General features: G+C 71.4%; 21 protein-coding genes. 15 read left to right on the forward strand and 6 right to left on the reverse strand.

From position 1 onward, the window contains the following. Positions 1 to 34: 34 nt before the first annotated feature. The 5 genes from QOL88_RS25135 to QOL88_RS25155 all read left to right on the forward strand — a co-directional run bounded on the left by QOL88_RS25135 (position 35) and on the right by QOL88_RS25155 (position 4,489). Entirely contained in the window at positions 35 to 1,105 is a 1,071-nt protein-coding gene (locus QOL88_RS25135) for a sugar kinase (RefSeq protein WP_257027890.1), read from the forward strand. Further along, positions 1,102 to 1,863 carry an IclR family transcriptional regulator gene (locus tag QOL88_RS25140; RefSeq protein WP_097219791.1) on the forward strand — a complete coding sequence of 254 codons (762 nt, stop codon included), beginning with the start codon at positions 1,102 to 1,104 and terminating at the stop codon, positions 1,861 to 1,863. The genes QOL88_RS25135 and QOL88_RS25140 overlap by 4 nt, the downstream gene beginning before the upstream one ends. Beyond that, positions 1,860 to 2,270: a RidA family protein gene (locus QOL88_RS25145; RefSeq protein WP_097219794.1), complete on the forward strand. Its 411-nt coding sequence runs from the start codon at positions 1,860 to 1,862 to the stop codon at positions 2,268 to 2,270. The genes QOL88_RS25140 and QOL88_RS25145 overlap by 4 nt, the downstream gene beginning before the upstream one ends. Positions 2,271 to 2,372: 102 nt before the next feature. Next, the gene (locus tag QOL88_RS25150) at positions 2,373 to 3,851 is read left to right on the forward strand and encodes a GntP family permease (protein WP_097219797.1); all 1,479 of its coding nucleotides are present in this window, start codon (positions 2,373 to 2,375) and stop codon (positions 3,849 to 3,851) included. Positions 3,852 to 3,916: 65 nt separating this feature from the next. Then, positions 3,917 to 4,489, forward strand: coding sequence for a hypothetical protein (locus QOL88_RS25155; protein ID WP_097219800.1), 573 nt, complete (start codon positions 3,917 to 3,919; stop codon positions 4,487 to 4,489). Here the strand turns inward: QOL88_RS25155 and QOL88_RS25160 are convergent. After that, positions 4,486 to 5,838, reverse strand: a complete 1,353-nt coding sequence (locus QOL88_RS25160) for a M14 family metallopeptidase (RefSeq protein WP_097219804.1) — start codon at positions 5,836 to 5,838, stop codon at positions 4,486 to 4,488. The two genes, QOL88_RS25155 and QOL88_RS25160, sit on opposite strands and share 4 nt — an antisense overlap. A gap of 275 nt (positions 5,839 to 6,113) precedes the next feature. On the opposite strand from QOL88_RS25160, the gene QOL88_RS25165 reads away from it, so the two are divergent. The 5 genes from QOL88_RS25165 (at position 6,114) to QOL88_RS25185 (ending at position 12,209) form a co-directional block, all read left to right on the forward strand. Continuing rightward, on the forward strand, positions 6,114 to 8,750 hold the full coding sequence (locus tag QOL88_RS25165) for an ATP-binding protein (RefSeq protein ID WP_097219806.1): 2,637 nt from the start codon (positions 6,114 to 6,116) through the stop codon (positions 8,748 to 8,750). A 46-nt stretch (positions 8,751 to 8,796) separates the two neighbouring features. Beyond that, positions 8,797 to 9,696 (forward strand): anti-sigma factor RsbA family regulatory protein, encoded by a 900-nt coding sequence (locus QOL88_RS25170; RefSeq protein ID WP_097219809.1) that lies wholly within the window; start codon positions 8,797 to 8,799, stop codon positions 9,694 to 9,696. Positions 9,697 to 9,776: 80 nt separating this feature from the next. Then, positions 9,777 to 10,259: an ATP-binding protein gene (locus QOL88_RS25175; protein ID WP_097219812.1), complete on the forward strand. Its 483-nt coding sequence runs from the start codon at positions 9,777 to 9,779 to the stop codon at positions 10,257 to 10,259. 187 nt (positions 10,260 to 10,446) lie between these two features. Continuing rightward, positions 10,447 to 11,751, forward strand: coding sequence for an Nramp family divalent metal transporter (locus tag QOL88_RS25180; protein WP_097219815.1), 1,305 nt, complete (start codon positions 10,447 to 10,449; stop codon positions 11,749 to 11,751). Positions 11,752 to 11,768: 17 nt separating this feature from the next. After that, a complete protein-coding gene (locus QOL88_RS25185; protein WP_097219817.1) occupies positions 11,769 to 12,209 on the forward strand; it encodes a hypothetical protein in 441 nt (146 codons plus the stop codon). 9 nt (positions 12,210 to 12,218) lie between these two features. Here QOL88_RS25185 and QOL88_RS25190 read toward each other — a convergent pair whose 3' ends face one another. The 5 genes from QOL88_RS25190 to QOL88_RS25210 are packed head-to-tail and all read right to left on the reverse strand — an operon-like array spanning position 12,219 to position 16,902. Beyond that, positions 12,219 to 13,907 carry a chitinase gene (locus QOL88_RS25190; RefSeq protein ID WP_097219819.1) on the reverse strand — a complete coding sequence of 563 codons (1,689 nt, stop codon included), beginning with the start codon at positions 13,905 to 13,907 and terminating at the stop codon, positions 12,219 to 12,221. Between the two features lie 31 nt (positions 13,908 to 13,938). After that, positions 13,939 to 14,328 carry a hypothetical protein gene (locus QOL88_RS25195; protein WP_179878954.1) on the reverse strand — a complete coding sequence of 130 codons (390 nt, stop codon included), beginning with the start codon at positions 14,326 to 14,328 and terminating at the stop codon, positions 13,939 to 13,941. Next, positions 14,325 to 14,759 carry a DUF3592 domain-containing protein gene (locus QOL88_RS25200; protein ID WP_097219823.1) on the reverse strand — a complete coding sequence of 145 codons (435 nt, stop codon included), beginning with the start codon at positions 14,757 to 14,759 and terminating at the stop codon, positions 14,325 to 14,327. Before QOL88_RS25200 ends, QOL88_RS25195 begins: the two co-directional genes overlap by 4 nt. A gap of 2 nt (positions 14,760 to 14,761) precedes the next feature. Further along, complete coding sequence (locus QOL88_RS25205; protein WP_097219825.1) at positions 14,762 to 15,322, reverse strand: hypothetical protein; 561 nt, start codon at positions 15,320 to 15,322, stop codon at positions 14,762 to 14,764. A gap of 20 nt (positions 15,323 to 15,342) precedes the next feature. Next, a complete protein-coding gene (locus QOL88_RS25210; RefSeq protein WP_097219827.1) occupies positions 15,343 to 16,902 on the reverse strand; it encodes a hypothetical protein in 1,560 nt (519 codons plus the stop codon). Positions 16,903 to 17,287: 385 nt separating this feature from the next. On the opposite strand from QOL88_RS25210, the gene QOL88_RS25215 reads away from it, so the two are divergent. The 5 genes from QOL88_RS25215 (at position 17,288) to QOL88_RS25235 (ending at position 20,916) form a co-directional block, all read left to right on the forward strand. Beyond that, positions 17,288 to 18,121, forward strand: a complete 834-nt coding sequence (locus tag QOL88_RS25215) for a hypothetical protein (RefSeq protein ID WP_097223176.1) — start codon at positions 17,288 to 17,290, stop codon at positions 18,119 to 18,121. Positions 18,122 to 18,191: 70 nt separating this feature from the next. Continuing rightward, a complete protein-coding gene (gene cpaB, locus QOL88_RS25220; RefSeq protein WP_097219829.1) occupies positions 18,192 to 18,899 on the forward strand; it encodes a Flp pilus assembly protein CpaB in 708 nt (235 codons plus the stop codon). A 9-nt stretch (positions 18,900 to 18,908) separates the two neighbouring features. After that, entirely contained in the window at positions 18,909 to 20,162 is a 1,254-nt protein-coding gene (locus QOL88_RS25225; RefSeq protein ID WP_097219831.1) for a CpaE/TadZ family protein, read from the forward strand. Between the two features lie 2 nt (positions 20,163 to 20,164). Further along, positions 20,165 to 20,560: a TadE/TadG family type IV pilus assembly protein gene (locus QOL88_RS25230; RefSeq protein ID WP_097219833.1), complete on the forward strand. Its 396-nt coding sequence runs from the start codon at positions 20,165 to 20,167 to the stop codon at positions 20,558 to 20,560. Beyond that, positions 20,557 to 20,916, forward strand: coding sequence for a TadE family protein (locus QOL88_RS25235; protein ID WP_097219836.1), 360 nt, complete (start codon positions 20,557 to 20,559; stop codon positions 20,914 to 20,916). Before QOL88_RS25230 ends, QOL88_RS25235 begins: the two co-directional genes overlap by 4 nt. The last annotated feature ends 7 nt before the right edge of the window (positions 20,917 to 20,923 follow it).

Below are 20,923 nucleotides of genomic sequence, written 5' to 3' on the forward strand. Positions count from 1 at the left end.
ACACCCGACGCCTCGACGAGGAGCTACGAGCATCGTGACCCCCACCGGACCCTGCAACGCCCCCGACGTCGTGGACGTCGTCGCGCTCGGCGAGTCCATGGTCACGTTCCTGCCGTCCCGCCCGGGCCGCCTCGCCGACGTGCCGTCGTTCGAGCGGGGCATCGGCGGGGCCGAGTCCAACGTGGCGTGCGTGCTGTCGGCGGCGGGGCACTCCGCGCGGTGGGTCAGCGCGGTCGGCGCCGACGGCTTCGGCGACCACCTCGTCGAGGAGATCGGCTCCTACGGCGTCGACGTCGCGTCCGTGCGGCGCGACCCGGCGCGGCCGACCGGCATCTACTTCCGCACGGCGGGGGACCGGGCCACCGACGCCCACGAGGTGGCCTACTACCGGGCCGGATCGGCCGCCTCGGCGATGTCCGCCGGCACCGTGGACCTGACGGCCGCCCGGGCCGCGCGGGTGCTGCACCTGTCGGGGATCACCGCGGCGCTCTCCGGCAGCTGCCTGGACCTGCTGTGGGAACTGACCGAGCCGGGCCCGCGGCGGCCGCTCGTCTCCTTCGACATCAACTACCGGCCGGGCCTGTGGTCCGACCCCGACGGGCCCCGGGTCCTGCTGGACCTCGCCCGCCGCGCCGACCTCGTCTTCGTCGGCTCCGACGAGGCCCTCGACGCCTGGGGACTGCACGGCGCGTCCGCCGTCCGGGACGCGCTGCCCGAACCCGCTCTCGTGGTCGTCAAGATGGGTTCGGGCGGCGCCGTCGCCCTCGACAAGGACCCCGGCGACGCGGAGGACGCGAACGGCACGGCCACCCTTGTGCGCGCCCCGCGCGTGGACGTCGTCGCCGAGGTCGGCGCGGGCGACGCCTTCGCCGCCGGGTTCCTCTCCGCAACCCTGCGCGCACTGCCCGTACGGGACCGGCTGCGGCACGGGCACCTCATGGCCGCCGCCGCGCTCACCGTGCCCGGCGACCTCGCCGCACCGCCCGCGCGGGAGCACGCCGACCGGCTCGTCGCCCTGGACGACGCGGCATGGGGGAGACTGCGACTCGGCCCGGGCTGGACCGATGAGACACAGCGGGCCGCCGAGGAGGTACGAACGCCATGAGCCAGACCGTCGACCGCGCGCTGAGCATCCTGCCGCTGCTCGCCGAGGGCCCCGCCGACCTGGGGCAGGTCGCCGACCGCCTCGACGTGCACAAGTCCACGGCCCTGCGGCTGCTGCGCACCCTGCACGAGCACGGGCTGGTCTACCGCCAGTCCGACCAGCGCTACCGCCTCGGCGCCCGCCTCTTCGCGCTCGCCCAGGAGGCGATGGAGAACCTCGACGTCCGCGAGATCGCCCATCCCCACCTGGTCCGCCTCAACGAGAACTGCGGCCACACCGTGCACCTCGCCGTGTACGAGGAGAACGAGGTCCTCTACATCGACAAGGTCGAGAGCCGCTACCCGGTGCGGATGTACTCCCGCATCGGCAAGCCCGTCGCCATCACCGTCGCCGCGGTCGCGAAGCTGCTGCTCGCCGACCTGCCCGAGCATGAGCGGCGCGGGATCGCCGAGAAGCTCGACTACCCCACCTACACGTCCCGTTCGACACCCAACGCCGGCGCTTTCCTGCGGGAGCTGGAGAAGGTGCGCGAACAGGGCTGGGCCACCGACCTCGGCGGCCACGAGGAGTCCATCAACTGCGTCGCGGCGCCCATCCGCGGCGCCGACGGCCGGGTCGTCGCCGCGATGTCGGTCTCCGCGCCGAACGTCGTCGTCACCGCCGACGAACTCCTCACCCTCCTGCCGCTGGTCCGCCGTACGGCGGACGCCATCAGCGGGGAGTACTCCGGCAGAACACCAGTGAAGGGCACCGTATGACGGACAAGATCGCACTCACCCCCAAGACCCACACCACCCCGCCGGCGAAGTTCTCGCACGGCGTGAAGAAGGGCAACATCCTCCAGGTCGCCGGCCAGGTCGGCTTCCTGCCCGCCGAGGAGGGCAAGGCGCCCACGCCCGCCGGGCCGACCCTGCGCGAGCAGACCCTCCAGACCCTGGCCAACGTCAAGGCCATCCTGGAGGAGGGCGGCGCCTCCTGGGACGACGCGATGATGATCCGCGTCTACCTGACGGACGTTGCCCATTTCCCCGAGTTCAACGCGATCTACGACGCGTACTTCGAGGAGCAGGGCCTGACCCAGCCGCCCGCCGCGCGCACGACCGTCTACGTCGGGCTCCCCGCGGGTCTCCTCGTCGAGATCGACGCCCTGGCCGTCCTCGGCTGACCCCACCCCCACCCCGCCTTACCGAGGCGCGGCGCCACCGATGCGCCGCGCCGCGCTCCCCCCTACCCCGAAACCGCATGCCTTTACGTAGAGGACCCCCGAATGTCCCGTCCGCTCGCCGCGTCCGCCCCTGCCGAGACCCCACCCCACACGGGAGGACTGCTCCTCCTCGTCGACGGCACGGCCGGACTCCTGCTCACCGCCGCGCTCGGCATCGTGCTGCTGCTGTTCCTCATCATCAGGATGAGACTCCAGCCGTTCGTCGCCCTGCTCGCGGTCTCCATAGCCGTCGGCCTCGCCGCCGGCCTGTCGGTCACCGAACTCTTCGGCACGGTGCAGAAGTCGGACGCCGTCTCCACCATCGAGTCCGGCATGGGCGGCATCCTCGGCCATGTCGCGATCATCATCGGCCTGGGCACGATGCTCGGCGCGATCCTCGAAGTCAGCGGCGGCGCCGAGGTGTTGGCCAGGCGCCTGCTCGGTCTGTTCGGTGAGAAGCGCGCCCCGCTCGCCATGGGCCTCACGGGCCTGATCTTCGGCATCCCCGTCTTCTTCGACGTCGGCATCTTCGTCCTGGCCCCGATCGTCTACGCCGCCGCCAAGCGGTCCGGCAAGTCGATCCTGCTCTACTGCCTGCCGCTGCTCGCGGGCCTGTCGGTCACCCACGCGTTCCTGCCACCGCACCCCGGCCCGGTCGCCGCGGCCGGTCTGCTGAACGTCGACCTCGGCTGGGTCGTCCTCATGGGCATCGTCTGCGGCCTGCCGGCCGTGGTGGCCGCCTGGGGGTACGCGGCGTGGGTCGGCCGCCGCATCTTCGTCCCCGTGCCGCAGGACATGGTCGAGGCGGCTGAGGAGGCCAAGCAGGCCGTCGTCGACGAGCAGCGGGCCGCCGGGGTCGCGCCCAGCGAGCGGCCGGTCTCCCTCGGCACGGTCCTCGGCATCATCGGCACCCCCCTGGTCCTCATCCTCGCGGCGACCTTCTCCTCGATCGCCCTGGAACCCTCCACCCTCCGCTCGGTGATCGAGTTCTTCGGCAGCCCCTTCGTGGCGCTGACGATCGCCTTGTTCCTCGCGTACTACCTGCTCGGCATCCGCCGCGGCTGGTCCCGCAAGTCCCTGGAGACGGTGTCCACCGCGTCCCTCAAGCCGGTCGGCAACATCCTGCTGGTGGTCGGCGCGGGCGGCGTCTTCGGCGCCGTCCTCAAGGCCAGCGGCGTCGCCCAGGCCCTCTCGGACACCTTCAACGACGTGGGCCTGCCGGTGCTCGTCCTCTCCTACCTGATCTCCGTGGTCCTGCGCGTGGCCCAGGGCTCGGCGACGGTGGCGATCGTGACGACGGCGGGCATCGTGGCCCCGCTGCTGTCCGAGGGCGACCACTCCCAGGCCTTCGTCGCCCTGGTCATCATGGCCATCTCGGCCGGCTCCATTTTCGCCTCGCACGTCAACGACGGGGGCTTCTGGATGGTCGCCAAGTACTTCGGCATCAGCGAGCGGGACACCCTCAAGACCTGGACGGTGCTGGAAAGTGTGCTGTCCGTGGCGGGGTTCGCGGTGGCGGCGGTATTGAGCCTCTTCGTGTAGGCGTCTGATAACGAAGTCGGGGTCGACTGTGTGCCGCACAGGATTCTCGACCATACTCCTCCCCTGTGGAGCAGCGCATAGGTTCGAGCAGCCAGCCCCTGGAAGGTGCCGGATTCGACCCGGCCTTCATCCCCGGGCTCACGTCACCCGCGTCCCAACGGACGGAGGAGGACGGGCCGGAGAAGGAGCCTGAGGTCGCGGACGCCGCGGACGCCGCGGACGCCGAGGAGGCCGACACGGCCGCCGCCGAGCCGGAAGAGGCGGCGGAGGCGGCGAAGGTGCCCCCCTCCGAGCAGGAGGAGGACACCGAGAGCGACGGTCCCGTCTTCGAGGCGTCCGACCGCCGCGCCAGGATGGTCGCCGACCACAGAGGCGTCCGCCTGTCCCTGGACGACCAGGACTGCGAGTTCCGCTGGGACGAGATCGGCGCGGTGGAGACGGAGACGGCCCGCTTCGGCAAGCGGTACACCGTCACCGTCCACACCCCCGACCGGCGCTGGTACCCGATCGAGATCGAGGCGCCGGCCAGGAGCCACTTCAAGGAGTGGGACGAGCAGCTGGACGCGGTCCTGGACGCCTACTTCGAGACGGAGACGGCGAGCGAGACCGAGGTAGAGACAGAGGCGGACGCGGACTAACCGCAGTACTGGCTCTCCTTGCCGATCGACCGGTACATACAGTCCGCGTTCTCCAGCAGTTGCAGCACCGCGTCGCGGTTACGGGCGGTCTCCCGCTCGATCACCTCGTCGGGCGGGTAGAACCCCCCGCCCCCGGACCGCGGATACATCTCGAAGGTGTACGAGAAGATCTTGTACGTCCCCCAGAGGTAGTCGTCGATCGACCCGTCGGTGATGTACAGGTCGCTGGACTGCTCCGCCGTGTACCCGTTGCTCGCGGCCATCTTCCGCCCGACCGCCTTGAACGCGGCGTTGTCGTCCGCGGTCATCCCGGTCGTCGTGTCGGAGTACGTGTAGCCGAACGGCCACAGCACCAGCTCGCTGTACGTGTGGAAGTCGACCCCCGCCTTGATCTGCTGCGTGCCGCCGACGACCCGGCTGCGCACGAAGTCGGAGACGACCTTCACCTCGGGCGCGGACTCGGCGGAGGCCCCGCGGTACGTCTCTGACGACGTCGAGCCCGAGGAGCCGCCGCAGCAGCCCCAGCGGTAGTTCCAGTTGCGGTTGAGGTCCGTACCGACGTACGACGAACCGGAGTTGGGCTGCCGGTTCTTGCGCCAGGAGCGGTAGGAGCCGGTGGCGATGTCGTACTCGCCGCCGTCCGGGTTGAGGTCCGGGACGATCCAGATCTCGCGGTTGTTCACCATGCCGGTGACGCGCGAGTCGGAACCGTAGCCGGAGGTCAGCTCGCGCAGCAGGTAGAGCGCCATCTCGACGGTCAGATGCTCGCGGGCGTGCTGGTGGTGCGTGAACAGCACCTCCGGCTCGGACTCGTCGGTACCGACGTTGTCACTGATCTTGATGGCGGTGATGTTCCGGCCCTGGTACGACGTGCCGATCACGCGCTGGCTCGCGATGGACGGGTTGGCCGAGACGATCGAGTTGATCTCGCTCGTCATCTCCGCGTAGTTGTGGTACTTCGAGTCGCCCGAGGGGAAGTCGAAGAGCCGGACGTCGTCCACGCCTGCGGAGCGGTCGGGGACCGCGCCCAGCCGGGTGACCTCGTAGCCCAGCGTGCGCAGCTTCTTGATCTGGTCCGCGCGGCCGGAGACCACGACACCGTGGCCGTGGACCTCGTCGACGGTCACGCCCGTGCGCTGAAGTGCCGTGCGGTTCTTGGCCGTCGAGCGCAGATGGACCTCGTACTGCCGGACGTCGTCGGCCGAGGCGGCCGCTTTGCGGGCGCTGTCGGCGGTGGCGTCGCTCGACGTCGCGGACAGGGGCGCCGCGAGGGCGAGGGCGAGGAGGCCGGCGAGGGCGGCGGTGCGTCTGCCGGTGCGGGCACCGGAGCCTCGTATGCGAAGTCGCATGAAATCTCCTTGTGGGAGGTGGGGTTGTTCCGTGCGACGTACGTGGTGCGGGTGGCGCATATCGTTCTGCTAATGGCATGAGCAGGTCAAGACTGAAAGTGGCCGCGCAGTGTACGCGCGCGGTGCCGCGGTCGAGGGGTCCCGCCGGAAGTACACCCACAGGGGTGGCCCTGGCGTGCATATATGTACGCAACGGGGGAGGGTGAGGGTCCGCGCAAGGGGAGCCGGAGTGTCCGGATCCCCGGACCCCCACCCCTTCAGAGGACTGGCTGATCATGGGCGGATCAGCGCCACGGCGGGACCACCACCTGCCGGCCGAGACGACCAGCTTCGTCGACCGGCGTGGCGAACTGACCCAGGGCCGCGAACTGCTGGCCCGCGCACGGCTGGTGACGCTGACCGGACCGGGCGGCGTCGGCAAGACCCGGCTCGCCGCGCGCATCGCGGCCCGTGTGCGGCGGGCCTTCCCGGACGGCGTGCGCTTCGTGCACCTGTCCGGACTGCACGATCCGGCCCTCGTCCCGCTCGCCGCCGCCGACGCGCTGGGCCTCCACGACCGTTCTGCCCAGCCGGCCCTTGACGCCCTCGTCGAGCAGGTACGGGAGAGGCGGCTGCTCCTCGTCGTCGACAACTGCGAGCACCTGGCGGGTGCGTGCGCCCGGCTCGCCGCGGCCCTGCTGCACGGCACCGAGGGCGTCCGGATCCTCGCCACCAGCCGGCACCGGCTCGGACTCACCGAGGAGCACCTGCTGGAGGTACGGCCGCTGCCGGTGCCCGACCCGGACGCCGACCTGTCCGTCGCCGACGGCTACCCGGCCCTCACGCTCTTCGCCGACCGGGCCGCGGCCGTCGTGCCCGGCTTCCGCCTCACCCCCGCCAACCGCGCCTCCGTCGCCCGCCTGTGCCACCGCCTGGACGGTCTGCCCCTCGCCATCGAACTCGCCGCCGTCCGCATGCGCGTCCTCGACGTCGACCAGCTGCTCGACCGCCTCGACGACCGCTACCGCTTCCTCACCACCGGCAGCCCCGCGGCCCTGCCCCGCCACCAGACCCTGCGGGCGGCGGTCGCCTGGAGCCACGACCTGTGCACACTCCCCGAACAGACGGTGTGGGCCCGGCTGTCGGTCCTGGCGGGCAGCTTCGACCTGGAGACGGCGGAGGCGGTGTGCGCGGACGCGACGCCGGAGTCGGTCGCCCGGCCCCCGGAAGACGGGGGGTATCTCGTTCCGCACCCCCATCCGGACCCGCACCCCCATCCGGACCCGGCCGCCCTGCCCGCCCAGCCCACGGACGGCCCCGGTACGCCCGCCCAGCCCACGGACGGCCCCGGTACGCCCGCCCAGCCCACGGACGGCCCCGGTACACCCGTCCGGCCATGGGGCGGCTTCGGCGTGCGCGTCCGGCCCGCCGACAGGTCCGGCTCACGCGGTCACCCCGCGGCGGCACCTGCCGGGGTCACCATCACCCTGCTCCCACCCCCGGGCCTGCGCACCGACGATGTCCTGGAAGCCGTCGCCGGGCTCGTGGACAAGTCCGTGCTGTGTCGGGAGCCCGGGCCCGGCGGGGTGCGGTACCGGCTGCTCGACACCCTGCGGCAGTACGGGCTGGAGCAGTTGAGGCGGGTCGCGGGGGAGGAGGAGGCCGCCTGGCGGCGGCAGTGCGACTGGATGCTGCGGCGGGCCGAGGAGTGCGAGCGCGGCTGGTTCGGGCCCGGGCAGCCGGAGACCGTCGCCCGGTTGCGCGCCGACCGGGACAACCTGCGCGCCGCCCTCGACTTCAGTCTCTCCGCCCCCGGCGAGACCCTCGCGGGATTGCGCCTCGCCGGCACGCTCTGGTTCTACTGGCACGCCTGCGGCGCCTCCCGGGAGGGCCTGTACTGGCTCGACCGGGCCCTGGCCGCCGCCCCCGAACCGACCCGGGAACGGGCCCGCGGCCTGTGGGTCGCCGGGCTGCTGGCCGCCGCCACCCGGGACTTCCCCCGGGGCCGCCGCCACGCCACCGAGGCCCTCGCCCTCGCCCGTGCTCTCGGCGACGCCGCCGAGGCCGCCCACGCCGAGTACGTCATCGGGGTCATCCGGCTGTTCGGCGACGACCTGCCCGGAGCGCTGCGGCACTTCGAGACCACCGTCGCCCGCGGCCCCGTACCCGGCCAGCACCTCAGCCTCGTCGGCCTCGACCAGGTCGAACTCGCCTGCGCGCTGGGCTTCCTGGGCGAGGCCGAGCGGGCCGTCGAGGTCTGCGAACAGGCCCTCGGGCTGTGCGAGCGGCACGGCGAGCAATGGGTCAGGTCCTATGTGCTGCGCATACTCGCCCTCGCGCACTCCGTGCGCCGCGACTGGCCCCGGGCCGAACGCCACGGCCGCGAGGCCCTGCGGCTGAAACTCGCCGTCCACGACGTCATCGGCATCGCTCTTACCCTCGACCTGCTCGCGTCGATCGCCGCCGAACGCGGCGCCCACGAGCACGCCGCCGTGCTGCTGGGCGGCGCCGACCGCGTCTGGGCCGACATCGACACCGGCCGCTGGGGCTCCCACACCCTCAACTCCGTACGCCGGGACAGCGAGGAGCGAGTGGCCCCGGCCCTCGGACGCGAAGCGTTCGCGCGGGCCCACCGGCGGGGCCACGCGCTCCCTCTCGCGGAACTCGTCGGCCACGCCCTCCAGGAGCCGGGCCGCCCCCACCCCGCTGAGGCCGGCGCCGCCCCGCCGCCGCGCGACGACACCACGGTCCGTCTGACCCGCCGCGAGACCGAGGTCGCCCGGCTCGTCGCCGAAGGGCTGGCCAACCAGCAGATCGCGGACCGTCTGGTGATCGCCCGCCGCACCGCCGAAGGCCATGTGGAACGCATCCTCAGCAAGCTCGGCTTCAGCAACCGCAGCCAGATCGCCGCCTGGATGACGGCACAGCGCTGACCCGCCCGCACTCCCGCCCCCCACCCCACCCACCCGAGGGGATCACGTGACCACCGGAGAACCCAGCCCGTTCGACCACCGCATGGCCGTCTTCGACTCCGACGACGGCTTCGTGACCGCCGCCCTGCCCTTCCTCGGCGAAGGCCTCGGCGCCTCCGGCGAGCCGCCGCCGGTGGCCATCGCCGCCCCGCACAACCTGGACCTCCTGCGCGACGCCCTCGGCTCCGACGCGAAGGACGTCACCTGCGTCCCGCACACCGACTGGTACACCGGCTCCGCCGCCAACGCCGTCGCCCAGGCCGCCGCGTACCTCGCCGCGCACGCCGGCCCCGGCGGCCGGCTCCACCTCGTCATGGAGCCGGTGTGGAGCGGGCGCGCCGGCCGCTCGGCTCGCGAGACCACGGAGTGGATCCGTTACGAGGCACTCGCCAACCTCCTCTTCGCACCCATGGCCACGACCGCCCTGTGCGCGTACGACACCCGCACCGCCGGGCCCGCCGTCGTCGCCGCGGCCCGCCGCACCCACCCCGACACGGAGGTCTACGAGGACCCGCTGCGGCTCGCCGCCGAACTCGACGCCGTGCCCCTGCCGTTGCCCCCGGCCGGTGCGCTGTCCCTCGCGGAGCCGCACGCCGCGACCGTGCAGAGCTGGGTGGTGGGGCGGGGACTGCCCGCCGCGGACGCCGAGTTGTTCGCCGCCGCCGTGACGGAGACCGCGGCGGCCCTCGCGCCCCTCGGCGGTGAACTCCTGCTGTGGGGCGAGGCACCCGCCTGCGTCGCCGAACTGCGCTCGGCACGCCGGCTCGACGATCCGCTCGCCGGTTTCGTCCCGCCGGCCGACGGCCCGGACCCGGGCCCGGGGCTGTGGTACGCGCGTCAGGTCTGCGCGTACGTGGACATCCGCGACGACGCCGGGGGAGCGACGGTCCGTCTCCAGTACGCATAGCCCCCTACCTGCACAAGCAGGTAGGGGATCGGGTAGTCCTCCCCCTGTGCCGGACCACCCCCGGGGATCACCCTGGACCCATGCTGCAACTCTCCGGGCGGCACCTCCCGGACCCCGACGCCCACTACGGCCCGTTCCCGCAACCACCTCTGGGAGCAGGCCATCTGAGTGTCGAGTACGCACCGCGGCCCTCCGCCGTCCGCGAGGCACGCGCGGAGGTCCGCAGGCAGTTGGAGGGATGGGGGCTCGGCGAGGACGGTGAGGTCGCGGACGTGGCCGAACTGCTCGTCGGCGAACTGGCCACCAACGCCGTGGTGCATGCCGGGACCCGCTTCCGTCTCACCCTCTTCGCCGCGCACGGCCTGCTGCGCTGCGAGGTCGCCGACGCCGAACGCCGCGTGCCGCGGGTGCTGGACGCGGGCACCGGGGAGAGCGGCCGCGGACTGTTCCTGGTGGACGCGCTCGCCCAGCGCTGGGGCTGCCACCGGGACGGGCCGGGCAAGACCGTGTGGTTCGAGCTCGGCACCTGCGGATCGAACGGCTGCGGTCGGCGACAGCCGTGACGCTCCGCTGGGTGCGGCCATCCCGGCGGCTCGCCCGGCCGCCGGGGGGCCGTTCCCGTCCGCGGGTCCGGTGGGGGCTGGTCGCGCCCACGCGGCGGAGCCGCACATCGACACAACCCCGCGCTCCCAGGACGATTCCGCTCCGGCCCTCTTGTCGGGTCCCGGTCTTTACGGTTTCTTGATCTGTATGGCCGACACCACGGAGCACACGGGTACGCAGCAACCCCGACCGCGGAAGGCGAGTTGGAAACACATCGGTCCGGGCATCGTCGTCGCGGCGACCGGTGTCGGCGCCGGTGACCTCGTCGCCACGCTGATCGCGGGCAGCAACTTCGGCTACACCCTCCTGTGGGCCGCGATCATCGGCTGCCTGGTGAAGATCTCCCTGGCCGAGGCGGCGGGCCGCTGGCATCTGTCCACGGGCCGCACCCTGTTCGACGGCTGGGCGAGCCTCGGCCGCTGGACCACCTGGTTCTTCGCGGTCTACGTCGTGGTGTGGGGCTTCGTCTACGGCGCCGCGGCCATGTCGTCGAGCGCGCTGCCCTTGCAGGCCCTGTTCCCGGACGTGATGGGCCTCAAGTGGTGGGGCATCGCCTGCGGTCTGGTCGGTCTGGTCTTCGTCTGGTTCAACAAGTACGCGGTGTTCGAGAAGGTCATGACGATCCTGGTGGGCGTCATGTTCGTGGTGACGGTGTACCTGGCGATCCGGGTCACGCCCAACATCGCCGACGCCTTCGCCGGCCTCTTGCCGGTGCTGCCGGACGAGAAGGACTCGATCCTCAACACGCTGGGCCTGATCGGCGGTGTCGGCGGCACGATCACCCTCGCCGCGTACGGCTACTGGGTCAACGCCAAGGGCTGGACCGACACGAGCTGGATGAAGGTCATGCGGCTGGACAACCGCGTCGCCTACGCCACGACCGGCATCTTCGTCATCGCCATGCTGTTCGTCGGCGCGGAATTGCTCCACTCGGCGAACATCGCCATCGCGAGCGGCGACAAGGGCCTGATCCAGCTGGGCGACATCCTGGAGAAGGAGTACGGCTCGGCCACGGCGAAGTTCTTCCTGATCGGCTTCTTCGCCACGTCCTTCACCTCGCTGATCGGCGTCTGGCACGGCGTGAGCCTGATGTTCGCCGACTTCGTGGCCCGCCTGTCGGGGACGGGCCAGGCCAAGGGCGAGGAAGTCGCCTCCGGGACCCGCGAACGCTCCTGGCCGTTCCGCGCCTACCTGCTCTGGCTGACCTTCCCGCCGATGATCCTGCTCTTCGAGGGCCAGCCCTTCCGCCTGATCATCATCTACGGCGTCCTGGGCGCGGCGTTCCTGCCCTTCCTGGCAGCCACCCTGATCTGGCTCCTCAACTCCTCCCGCACGCCCCGCGAATGGCGCAACGGGCACCTGAGCAACGCCATGCTCGCCATCGCCGGCCTGTTGTTCCTGATCCTGTGCGTGAAGCAGATCTGGGACCAGCCGTGGGGCGACTTCTTCTGAGGCGGGAGAATGGCCGGATGACCCAGCAGCCGCCACCCGGCCCGGGCTTCGGCCCGCCCCCGCCGCAGTACGCGCCGGCGCCGCCCCCGCAGGCACCCGCACCGTCTCCGTACGCGCCCGCACAGCCGTACGCCCAGGCTCCCCAGCAGCAGCAGCAGCAGCAGCAGCCGATGGCGGCAGGCCCCGACTTCCTTGCCGTCGACAAGCGCAACGCGGTCGTCGTCGACGCGTCCGGCGTGGCCTTCGAGACCTCCGGCCTCACGGTCGAGTTCCGCTGGCCGGAGATCCGCGGCGTCCACTACCGGGCGAGCCCGGACGGCAAGGCGCTGATGGTCGCCGTGGTCCACATGGACGGCAGGTTCTACGAGTGCGTCGTGGAGGCCAGGCCCAGGACGCGGCTCCAGGAGTGGTTCCCGCAGCTGGCCTGGGTCCTCGGCCACTACCGCCCGGTGGGATAGGGGCCGCCGCTACGGCAGCCCGTGCACATGCGGGCCCACCGCGTTGGACCACGCGTTGCCGGCCGTCGCGTCCCAGTTGGTCGACCAGGTCATCGCGCCGCGCAGGCCGGGGTAGGTCCGGGGCGGCTTGAAGGATCCGCAGCCCGTGCCCTTGGCCAGGCAGTCCAGGGCGTTGTTCACCACGGCCGGTGAGACGTAGCCGCTGCCCGCGCCCCGGGTGGAGGCGGGCAGGCCGAGCCCGACCTGGGACGGGGCCAGGCCGCCCTCCAGCTGGATGCAGGCCAGCGCCGTGAGGAAGTCCACCGAGCCCTGGCTGTAGACCTTGCCGTCGCAGCCCAGCATGGAACCGCTGTTGTAGTACTGCATGTTGACGACCGTGAGGATGTCCTTGATGTTCAGGGCCGTCTGGAAGTAGGAGCTCGACGTCGACTGCATGTCGATGGTCTGTGGCGCCATCGTGATGATCAGCGACGAGCCCGCCTTCGCGGAGAGCGCCCGCAGCGCCTGCGTCATGTAGGTCGCGTCGAGGCCGTTCTCCAGGTCGATGTCGACGCCGTCGAAGCCGTACGTCCGCATCACGGAGTACACGCTGTTCGCGAAGTTCGTCGCGGACGCCGCGTCCTTCACCGCCACCGTGCCGCGCTCGCCGCCGACCGAGACGATGACCTTCTTCCCGGCCGCCTGCTTGGCCCGGATGTCGGCCTTGAACTGGTCGACGGTGTAGCCGCCGAGACCGGCCGAGTCGAGGTTGAAGGCCACCGCGCCCGGCGTCGAGGTCGCGTCCGCGAAGGCGACCGCGATGATGTCGTACTGCGCCTGGACGTCGGCGAGTTTCTGGACCGTCGCGCCGTTGTCGAAGTTCTGCCAGTAGCCGGTCACCGCGTGCTCGGGCAGCGCCGGGCCGGGGCCGTTCGGCTTGTTCGTGGTGCCCGTCACCGCCGCCGACTTCGGCGACTCACCGGCCCCGTTCGTCGCCGTGACCTGGAAGGAGTACGACGTCGAGGCCGCGAGCCCGGTCACGGTCGCCGAGGTGCCGGAGACCGCGGTCACCTTCGTGCCGTCGCGGTACACGGTGTAACCCGTCGCGCCGGAGACGGCGTTCCAGGCCAGCGACACCGACGAGGACGTCGTACCGGAGACGTTCAGGCCGCCCGGCGCGGAGGGGATCGTCGGGCCCGGGTCCGTGCCCCCTCCGCCGTCGGGGCCGAACACCGACACGTCGTCCGCGTAGTACGCCGACTGCCCGTACCAGCCGTGCGTGTACACCGTCACCGAGGTCGTCGAGGAGCCCGTGGTGAAGGAAGTCGACAGCTGCTTCCAGGACGAGGAGTCGGGCGTCCAGGTGGACGCGTCCGTCGTGCCCGTGCCGGTGACGCCGAGGTAGGCGTACCCGCCCCGGACCCAGGCGCCCAGCGTGTACGTCGAGTTCGGCTTCACCCGCACCGTCTGGGCGCAGCGGGCGTTGTCCTGCCCCGACGGGGTCGCCCGGAGCGCGGTCGCGCCGGTGCGCACCGGGGAGGAGACCGTCGTACCGCTGCCCGCCGAGCAGGTCCAGTCGCTCAGGCCCGACTCGAAGCCGGCGTTCCTGGCGTTGTTGACGTCGGCGGCGCTGGCCTGGCCGACGGTCGTGACAGTGAGGGCCAGGGCAGCCGTGACGGCACCCGACCAGAAACGCAGGGATCGTCTGTGTGGGGACATGACAAGAAAATGGTCCAGACCAAAGCGGCTGTCAAGAGGTCCAGACCAACCTGTCGAGCAGCAGTCCCACCGCGCATCCCCCCAGCAGCACCACGGCCGACATCCAGAACGCCGCGCCCGCCAGGTCCAGCACGCTCGGCCGCAGGGCCAGCAGCAGCACCTGCGCCGCCGCCGGAACCGCGCACGCCGCGATCAGGTGCCGCACCGGCATGTCCCGCCACGGCTCCGGATGCACTCGCGCCGCCGCCCAGGTGGCCAGCACGACACACACCAGGTTCGGCAGATGCACCAGCGCCAGCGCGGCACCGAACGAACCGACGCCCTCCGGACCGACCAGCGGATCGTGGATCACGGTCATCTGGAGGTACTCGGTGAGGACAAGCACCACGATGCCGACGGCCCAGCAGCGCACGAGCGTCATCGGTTGCCCCCGGTGATCTCGAAGCCGAGCAGGACCGCGAAACCGGCCGCGGCCATGCCGCAGCCCGCGGCCAGGGCCAGCGACTGGAGCACCGGGGACCAGCTGCCCCGGCCCGCCACCGTCGCCGTGCCCTCCGGGTCACGGGGGTCGTAGGTGACGGTGACCGGGCTGCCCTCCGCCGTCGACGCGCCCGCCAGGTCCTCGAACTCGACCCACGCGCCGTCGGCCGTACGGAAGGCGAAGAAGTGCCGCCGGGCGTCGGAGCGCTGGTACGGCTCCGTCTCCACCCGGACGCAACTGCCCTCGGCCCGGACGCCGCGCCGCAGCACCCGCGACACCGTCGCCAGCCGCCGCGCGTACGTCCACGACAGCGCGCCGAACAGCGCGACGAGCAGGGTGAGTACGACGTATCCGGCGCCCGGCACCTCCACGGCTAGTGCACCTCGACCGAGTCGATGATCCGAGCCAGATCCCCGTCCGGCAGGGCTCCCTGCTCGGCGTCGATCCGGATCGCGAACGTGGTGTCCTTCGAGTCCAGCCCGGCCAGGATCACGCCTTCGACCGGGGTGCCCCTGGCCGGTCCGCCGTCCTCGCCGGTCGCCTTGAAGGAGAAGTCGATCCGCTTCGCCTCGTCCGCGCCGGCCAGCTCCACGTCCTTCTGGCCCTTGACGTCCGCACCCATCTGGATGCCCGCCTCGGCGGCGATCGCGGCCTGCTCGGCGGAGTTCGCCTCGGTGAAGGCGAGCTGCACGGTGATGACGGAGACCTTCTTCCCGCCCTCCGTGCGCACCGCCGCCGCCGCGTTGTGCGTGCCGCGCTCGGCGGCGCTCTGTTCCGCATAGCCCTTCGGGTACGACACGTCGACGCCCTTCGTCTTCAGCGTCCCCCAGCCCCCGGGCACCGAGCCCGCGCCGGAGTCGGTGTCCCCGCAGCCGGTCAGGGCCAACGCGGTCGTCAGCAGGGCGGCGGCCAGGCAGGCACGGCGGGTCTTCATCGGCAGGGGCTCCCGTCTCGTCAGTTCGCACAGTAGCTGTAGGGAAGATAGGAGCGTCCGTCTCCGTGGGGCGCACCCAGGAACTGGGCGTCGGTCAGGGTCTCCGCCTTCTTCTCCGTGCTGATCGTCATGCCCAGACTCAGCCCCAGATTCAACTCGAAGCCGTACTCGGCCGCGTTCACCTCGCCGGTGTACGTCATCCGGCTCGACTTGCCCTCGTCGAACATCAGCTGCCCGAAGGGGTCGTCGGCGCCCGGCCGGGCCGTCGGGGCGTGGTCGGCGAACATGTACTGGAAGGGCGTGGCGACCTGCTCGTTGTTGCTGTCCAGCCAGCGCTCGGCGACCGCCCGGTCCTGGTCGCCGGCCGGGCCGGGGTCGAAGGTGAGGGTGTTGCTGACGATCTCGATGCCGGTCTGCGAGTCGGTGCCCTTCACTCCGGCGCTGCCGCCCCGCTTGTCACCGTCCTTCTTGCCGTTGTCGCCGCCCGCCTTGGCGCCGTCCTTCTGGCCGCCCTTCTCCACGGTGCGGGTCATGTCGACGCGGACGAGCTTGCCGGTCTTCTTGTCGTAGGTGACCGTGATGGTGCCCGTCTGCGTCGTGTTCGCCGCGTACTCACCGCTGAGCGGACCCGCCTCGTAGCCCACCTTGGAGCCGTACTCGATGGACGAGGAGTACGTGTACGACTTGGTGTCCTTGTAGGAGTTGTCGGTCCAGGTGACCTCGGGGGAGTACTTGAAGGTGCCGCCGAGCGCGGCGCTCAGCTTCTTCTCGTCGCCCGCCGAGATCTTCAGGCCCGCCGACGCCGAGGCCTCCAGGCCCACCTTGCCGTAGGTGATCTTCCGGTTGTCGCCGAGGTTCTCCTTGATCCGGTTCTGGGTGTCCTCCTCGTCCTTCAGGGGGCCCTTTCCGAAGAGATAGGCGATGCTGTCGCCGAGGCTCGCCTCCGCGCCGCCGGGCATCGTGCGCCGCATCTCGTACATCTGGAGCTTCTCCACGTCGTCCCGGAAGCGCTCGGCCTCCGCCGGGCTCTGGAACACCCAGGTGTCGCCGTTGGTGACCTTGATGCCGAGCCCCAGCTCCACCTTGTCGGCACCGAAACGGCCCACCTTCATGCCGGGCTTGAAGTCCTTCTTCGCGGCGACCGAGGCGGCGTCCGTGAACGTCAGGTAGACCAACTGGTCGTTGTCGTCGACCTTGCCGTCCCCGTTGACGTCCGTCTTCGCCTTCAGGTGCTGCTCCTGGAAGCCGTACTCCTTGCCGATCTCCCAGAAGAAGATCTTCGCCTTGGAGCCCGCCTTGTCGGTGACGGAGGAGACCTGGCACAGCGCCGGCTCGAAGTCCGCGTCGGTGAGCGGCTTGTCCGGCCCGGGCCCGCCCGTCCCGCAGTCGCCGCCGCCGGCCACCCGGCACACCTGCGCGGCGATCCTGTCGTAGACCAGCCGGCCGACACCGGTGGCCGAAACGGCCAGGACGATCGCCGCGCTGACGACGATCATGCCGAGGTACTCGGTGCCGGTCGCCCCGCGGTCGTCGAAAACCGGTCTGCACCCGTACGTCCGTATGCCGCCCCCGTCCGTCATACGGCACCCCTCCCCGTCCGGCCCACGTGTGTTTTCGGACGGTGAGCGTAGGTTCGCGACACCGCGTCAGGCGTGGGCCTCAGGGCCCAAACGAAGGCCCACCGTCACCACTGGGCCCGCTGGGCCCATCGCCCGGGGCCGCCCGAACCCGCCGCGATGACCGGCAAGATGCTCAACCTGCCCCGTTTTGACGCATCTTGTGCAACGACAGTTGCTGCTCAGCTACACAAACGCTGTTCTCCGGTCACAGAGCCGTGGATACAGTGCTGAGGTAGTCACGCAGTGAAGTCGACACGGTGCGCCGGAGTGACATCCGGCGTTCCGACGGGCATGGGGAAACGGGGAGCTGCGCGTGCCAACTGCCATTGCCGTGACCAGTGCCGACATGGCGCTGCCGCCACAGGACGAACGCACCCTGCCCGCCGTCGTGCTGCGGGACGTCGACCGACGGCCCCTGGAGCAAGTGCTGGCGGAGATGCAGGCCCTGGTCGATCACCACGGGCACGTGATCGTGGTCTGCTCACAGGCCGCGCCCACCGCGGTGCGGCGACGGCTGCACACGCTGCGCTCCCTCATGGAGAGCGACCGCATCGCCCTGTTCCAGCCGGACCTGCCGCCCCTCGGACTGGCCGTCCTGGCCCGGCAGTTACGGCAGCTCGCCTCCTGCGACATCAGCCCCGGCGTGCTCGCCTCCGCCGGCCGGCTGCTCGTCCACTACATCCACGCCGGCGCGCTGCTGAGCTCCGTCGCCCGCCTCGACCGCGTCCCCGTCGGCCTGAAGTCGCACGCCAAGTCCTGGGTGCCCGGCAGCCAGTTCGGCGTCCTCGCCCACCCCGAGCCGCAGCTCGTCAGGATCACCCCCGAAGCGACCCTCCCGGGCCCGGAGTTCGGCACCTGGATGCTGGTCGCCAAGGGACAGCTCCAGTCCGACTGGGTCACCGGCACCCTCGCCCCCTCCTGGAAGGTGCAGGGGCTGCGCGAGACCCCGCTCCCGGCCGAGTCGCCCGGCTGGTGGGGCACCGGCAAGCTCGTCGAGTTCTGCAGCTACCTGCCCGACCTGTCCGTCCTCTACCAGCTGGTCACCTCCGTCCGGCGCAGCCAGTGCCACTGGTGCGGCATCGACGTCATCGGCGATCGCTGCGTGTTCTGTTCGGCCATGCCACCCGTCCACGACAACCCGCCCCGCAAGCAGCTCGAGAACCGAACGGCCGTCGGGTGAGCCCTGACACCGCTCGTCAGCACTGTTCCGATCCCGCTCGACCGATATCCCCAACGAGGTTGTACGGCTCATGAACTCCCGTCAGCGCCGCGGCGTGATCCTCCTGCTCCTGTCGATCGTCTGCGCCCTCGGCGCCTTCGTCGGCGTGCTCTCCGTCATCAGCGACGTGAAGTCGAAGGTCGGCCCCGAGGTCACCGCCTACCGGCTGAAATCCGACGTGCCGCCCTACACCACCCTCAGCACGGGCCAGTTCGAGAAGATCGAGATGCCCGAACGGTGGCTGTCCGACAACGCGGTCACCGACCTGCGGGAGATACAGGGCAAGATCGCCGTGACCACGCTGGAGGCGGGCTCCCTGCTCCAGTCGGACATGATCGTCCGCCAGCCGGCCCTCCAGCCCGGCCAGCAGGAGGTCGCCATCATGATCGACGCGGCGACCGGCGTGGCCGGCAAGATCACGCCCGGTGCCTCGGTCAACGTCTACGCCACCTTCGAGGGCGCACGCGAGGGCGACCCCGACCAGTCGAAGATCATCGTCACCAACGCCAAGGTCCTCGACGTCGGCGACCTCACCCCCCTCGAACCCGACGAGTCCAACCGCACCCGGCAGCCCACCGACGCCGTCCCGATCACGTTCGCACTGTCCGCCCTCGACGCGCAGCGCATCACCTACGCCGAGTCGTTCGCCAAGCGGGTCCGGCTCGCCCTCGTCGCGCCCGGCAGCGACACCACCGTCCCCGAGCGGGACCGGACGTACGAACTCGCGAAAGACAAGTGAGAGGCTGCCATGCCCACGAGGATCCTCCCGGCAGTCGGTGACACGGACGCGGTCCGGTCGATCACGACACTGCTCAGCCAGCTCCCGGACGCCGAGCCCGTCGCCCCGGTCGTCGACTCCACCCAGCTCATCGACACCCTCGCGCGCCTGGCCGCCGAGTCCGTCGACGAGCTGCCCGAGGTCGTGGTCGTGCACGAGCGGATCGGCCCGGTCCCGGCCCTGGAGCTGATCCGCGAAGTGGCCCTGCGCTTCCCGGCCGTCGGCGTCATCCTCGTCACCTCCGACGCGAGCCCCGGCCTCTTCCAGGCCGCCATGGACTACGGCGCCCGCGGCCTGGTCGCCCTGCCCCTCAGCTACGAGGAACTCGCCAGCCGCGTCCAGGCGGTCGCCCAGTGGTCCGTCGGCGTACGACGCCACCTGGGCGCCGGCGGCGACGTGTTCACCGGCGTCGGCGGCACCGTCGTCACGGTCAGCGGCGCCAAGGGCGGCGCCGGGACCACCCTGACCGCCATCCAGCTGGCCCTGGCCGCCCAGGCCTCCGGCCGCAGCACCGCCCTGGTCGACATGGACCTCCAGACCGGCGACATCGCCTCCTACCTGGACGTCCAGTTCCGCCGCTCCCTCGTCGACCTGGCCGCCATCACCGACATCTCCCCGCGCGTCCTGGCCGACGCCGTCTTCCGCCACGACACCGGCCTCGCCCTGCTGCTCGCCCCCGCCGAGGGGGAACGCGGCGAGGACGTCACCGACCGCGCCGCGCGCCAGATCGTCAGCGCCCTGCGCTCCCGCTACGAGGTCGTCGTCATCGACTGCGGCGCCCAGCTCGGCGGCGCCGGGGCGGCGGCCGTGGAGATGGCCGACCGGGCCCTGCTGGTCACCACCCCCGACGTGGTCGCCGTACGGGGCGCCAAACGGGCCGTGCGGATGTGGGACCGGCTCCAGATCCGCAAGGCCGAGGAGACGACGATCGTCGTCAACCGGCACTCGCGCGCTACGGAGATCCAGCCGCCCCTCATCCAGAAGATCACCGGCACGGCGGTCGCCGCCACCGTCGTCCCCGCCAACTTCAAGGAACTGCAGAGCGTCGTGGACGCGGGCCGGATCCACGAACTGGAGAACAAGAGCTCGGTGAAGCAGGCCCTGTGGGGCCTGGCAGGCGAACTGGGCCTGGTCAAGGCCCCCGACGGTGCGCAGAAGGCGGGCCGGGGGCTGCGGAGCGGCGACCGGGGGTCGGTGAGCTTTCGGCGGAGGAGGGAGGGGTGAGGATGCTCTTAAGGGAGCGGTGGGAACGGGACAAGGGTCAGGTGACCATCGAGTTCCTCGGGATGACGCCGACGATCATCGTGACGCTGATCGCGCTGTGGCAGGTCGTCCTCGTCGGCTACACCTACATCCTCGCGGGCAACGCCGCGGACGAGGCGGTACGCCAGGCGACGGCGGCGGAGCCGGGGGCGCGGCCGGGCGTGTGCGAGGCGGCCGGGCTGAAGCATCTGTCGGACGCGTGGCGATCCGGGGCGAGTGTGACCTGCCCGGGATCGGGCTCCGGCTACGTGACGGCCGACGCGCGCCTCCAGGTCCCGGTCCTCTTCCCCGGCACGCTGACCTTCGGGTTCACCGTCCACGGCCACGCCGGGGCGGTCGAGGAGGCGAAACCGAGATGACCGGTGTCCGCAAGGGCCGCGACCGAGGACAGGTCGCCATCGAGTACATCGGCTTCCTGCCGATCCTGCTGATCGTCGCCCTGGGGGCCGTGCAGCTCGGCCTGATCGCCTACACGGCCCAGCAGGCCGGCACGGCGGCCAGGACGGGGGCACGCAGCGCGTCGCTGGAGGGGCCGTACGAGGCGGACTGCCGGGCGGCGGTGAGCAGTTGGCTGGCCGATGAGACCAGTTGCCAGCCGTCGTTCGGCGGCGACGAGGTCACGGTCACCGCCGAGATCACCATCCCGTCGGTCTTCCCGGGCAAGGACGACTTCGGTAAAGCCCGCAAGACCGCGACGATGCCGCGCGACCACTGAACGGAGC

The sequence above is a fragment of the Streptomyces sp. Ag82_O1-12 genome (assembly GCF_900182715.1).
In the GTDB taxonomy this organism is placed as follows: domain Bacteria; phylum Actinomycetota; class Actinomycetes; order Streptomycetales; family Streptomycetaceae; genus Streptomyces; species Streptomyces massasporeus.

Bases quoted from the DNA above. Each gene is read 5' to 3' on its own strand.
- QOL88_RS25165 (WP_097219806.1), top strand. From the start codon at position 6,114: ATGGGCGGATCAGCGCCACGGCGGGACCACCACCTGCCGGCCGAGACG.
- QOL88_RS25230 (WP_097219833.1), top strand. From the start codon at position 20,165: ATGCTCTTAAGGGAGCGGTGGGAACGGGACAAGGGTCAGGTGACCATC.
- QOL88_RS25215 (WP_097223176.1), top strand. From the start codon at position 17,288: ATGGCGCTGCCGCCACAGGACGAACGCACCCTGCCCGCCGTCGTGCTG.
- QOL88_RS25160 (WP_097219804.1), bottom strand. From the start codon at position 5,838: ATGCGACTTCGCATACGAGGCTCCGGTGCCCGCACCGGCAGACGCACC.
- cpaB (WP_097219829.1), top strand. From the start codon at position 18,192: ATGAACTCCCGTCAGCGCCGCGGCGTGATCCTCCTGCTCCTGTCGATC.
- QOL88_RS25195 (WP_179878954.1), bottom strand. From the start codon at position 14,328: ATGACGCTCGTGCGCTGCTGGGCCGTCGGCATCGTGGTGCTTGTCCTC.
- QOL88_RS25190 (WP_097219819.1), bottom strand. From the start codon at position 13,907: ATGTCCCCACACAGACGATCCCTGCGTTTCTGGTCGGGTGCCGTCACG.
- QOL88_RS25225 (WP_097219831.1), top strand. From the start codon at position 18,909: ATGCCCACGAGGATCCTCCCGGCAGTCGGTGACACGGACGCGGTCCGG.
- QOL88_RS25140 (WP_097219791.1), top strand. From the start codon at position 1,102: ATGAGCCAGACCGTCGACCGCGCGCTGAGCATCCTGCCGCTGCTCGCC.
- QOL88_RS25185 (WP_097219817.1), top strand. From the start codon at position 11,769: ATGACCCAGCAGCCGCCACCCGGCCCGGGCTTCGGCCCGCCCCCGCCG.
- QOL88_RS25175 (WP_097219812.1), top strand. From the start codon at position 9,777: ATGCTGCAACTCTCCGGGCGGCACCTCCCGGACCCCGACGCCCACTAC.
- QOL88_RS25235 (WP_097219836.1), top strand. From the start codon at position 20,557: ATGACCGGTGTCCGCAAGGGCCGCGACCGAGGACAGGTCGCCATCGAG.
- QOL88_RS25210 (WP_097219827.1), bottom strand. From the start codon at position 16,902: ATGACGGACGGGGGCGGCATACGGACGTACGGGTGCAGACCGGTTTTC.
- QOL88_RS25150 (WP_097219797.1), top strand. From the start codon at position 2,373: ATGTCCCGTCCGCTCGCCGCGTCCGCCCCTGCCGAGACCCCACCCCAC.
- QOL88_RS25205 (WP_097219825.1), bottom strand. From the start codon at position 15,322: ATGAAGACCCGCCGTGCCTGCCTGGCCGCCGCCCTGCTGACGACCGCG.
- QOL88_RS25180 (WP_097219815.1), top strand. From the start codon at position 10,447: ATGGCCGACACCACGGAGCACACGGGTACGCAGCAACCCCGACCGCGG.
- QOL88_RS25145 (WP_097219794.1), top strand. From the start codon at position 1,860: ATGACGGACAAGATCGCACTCACCCCCAAGACCCACACCACCCCGCCG.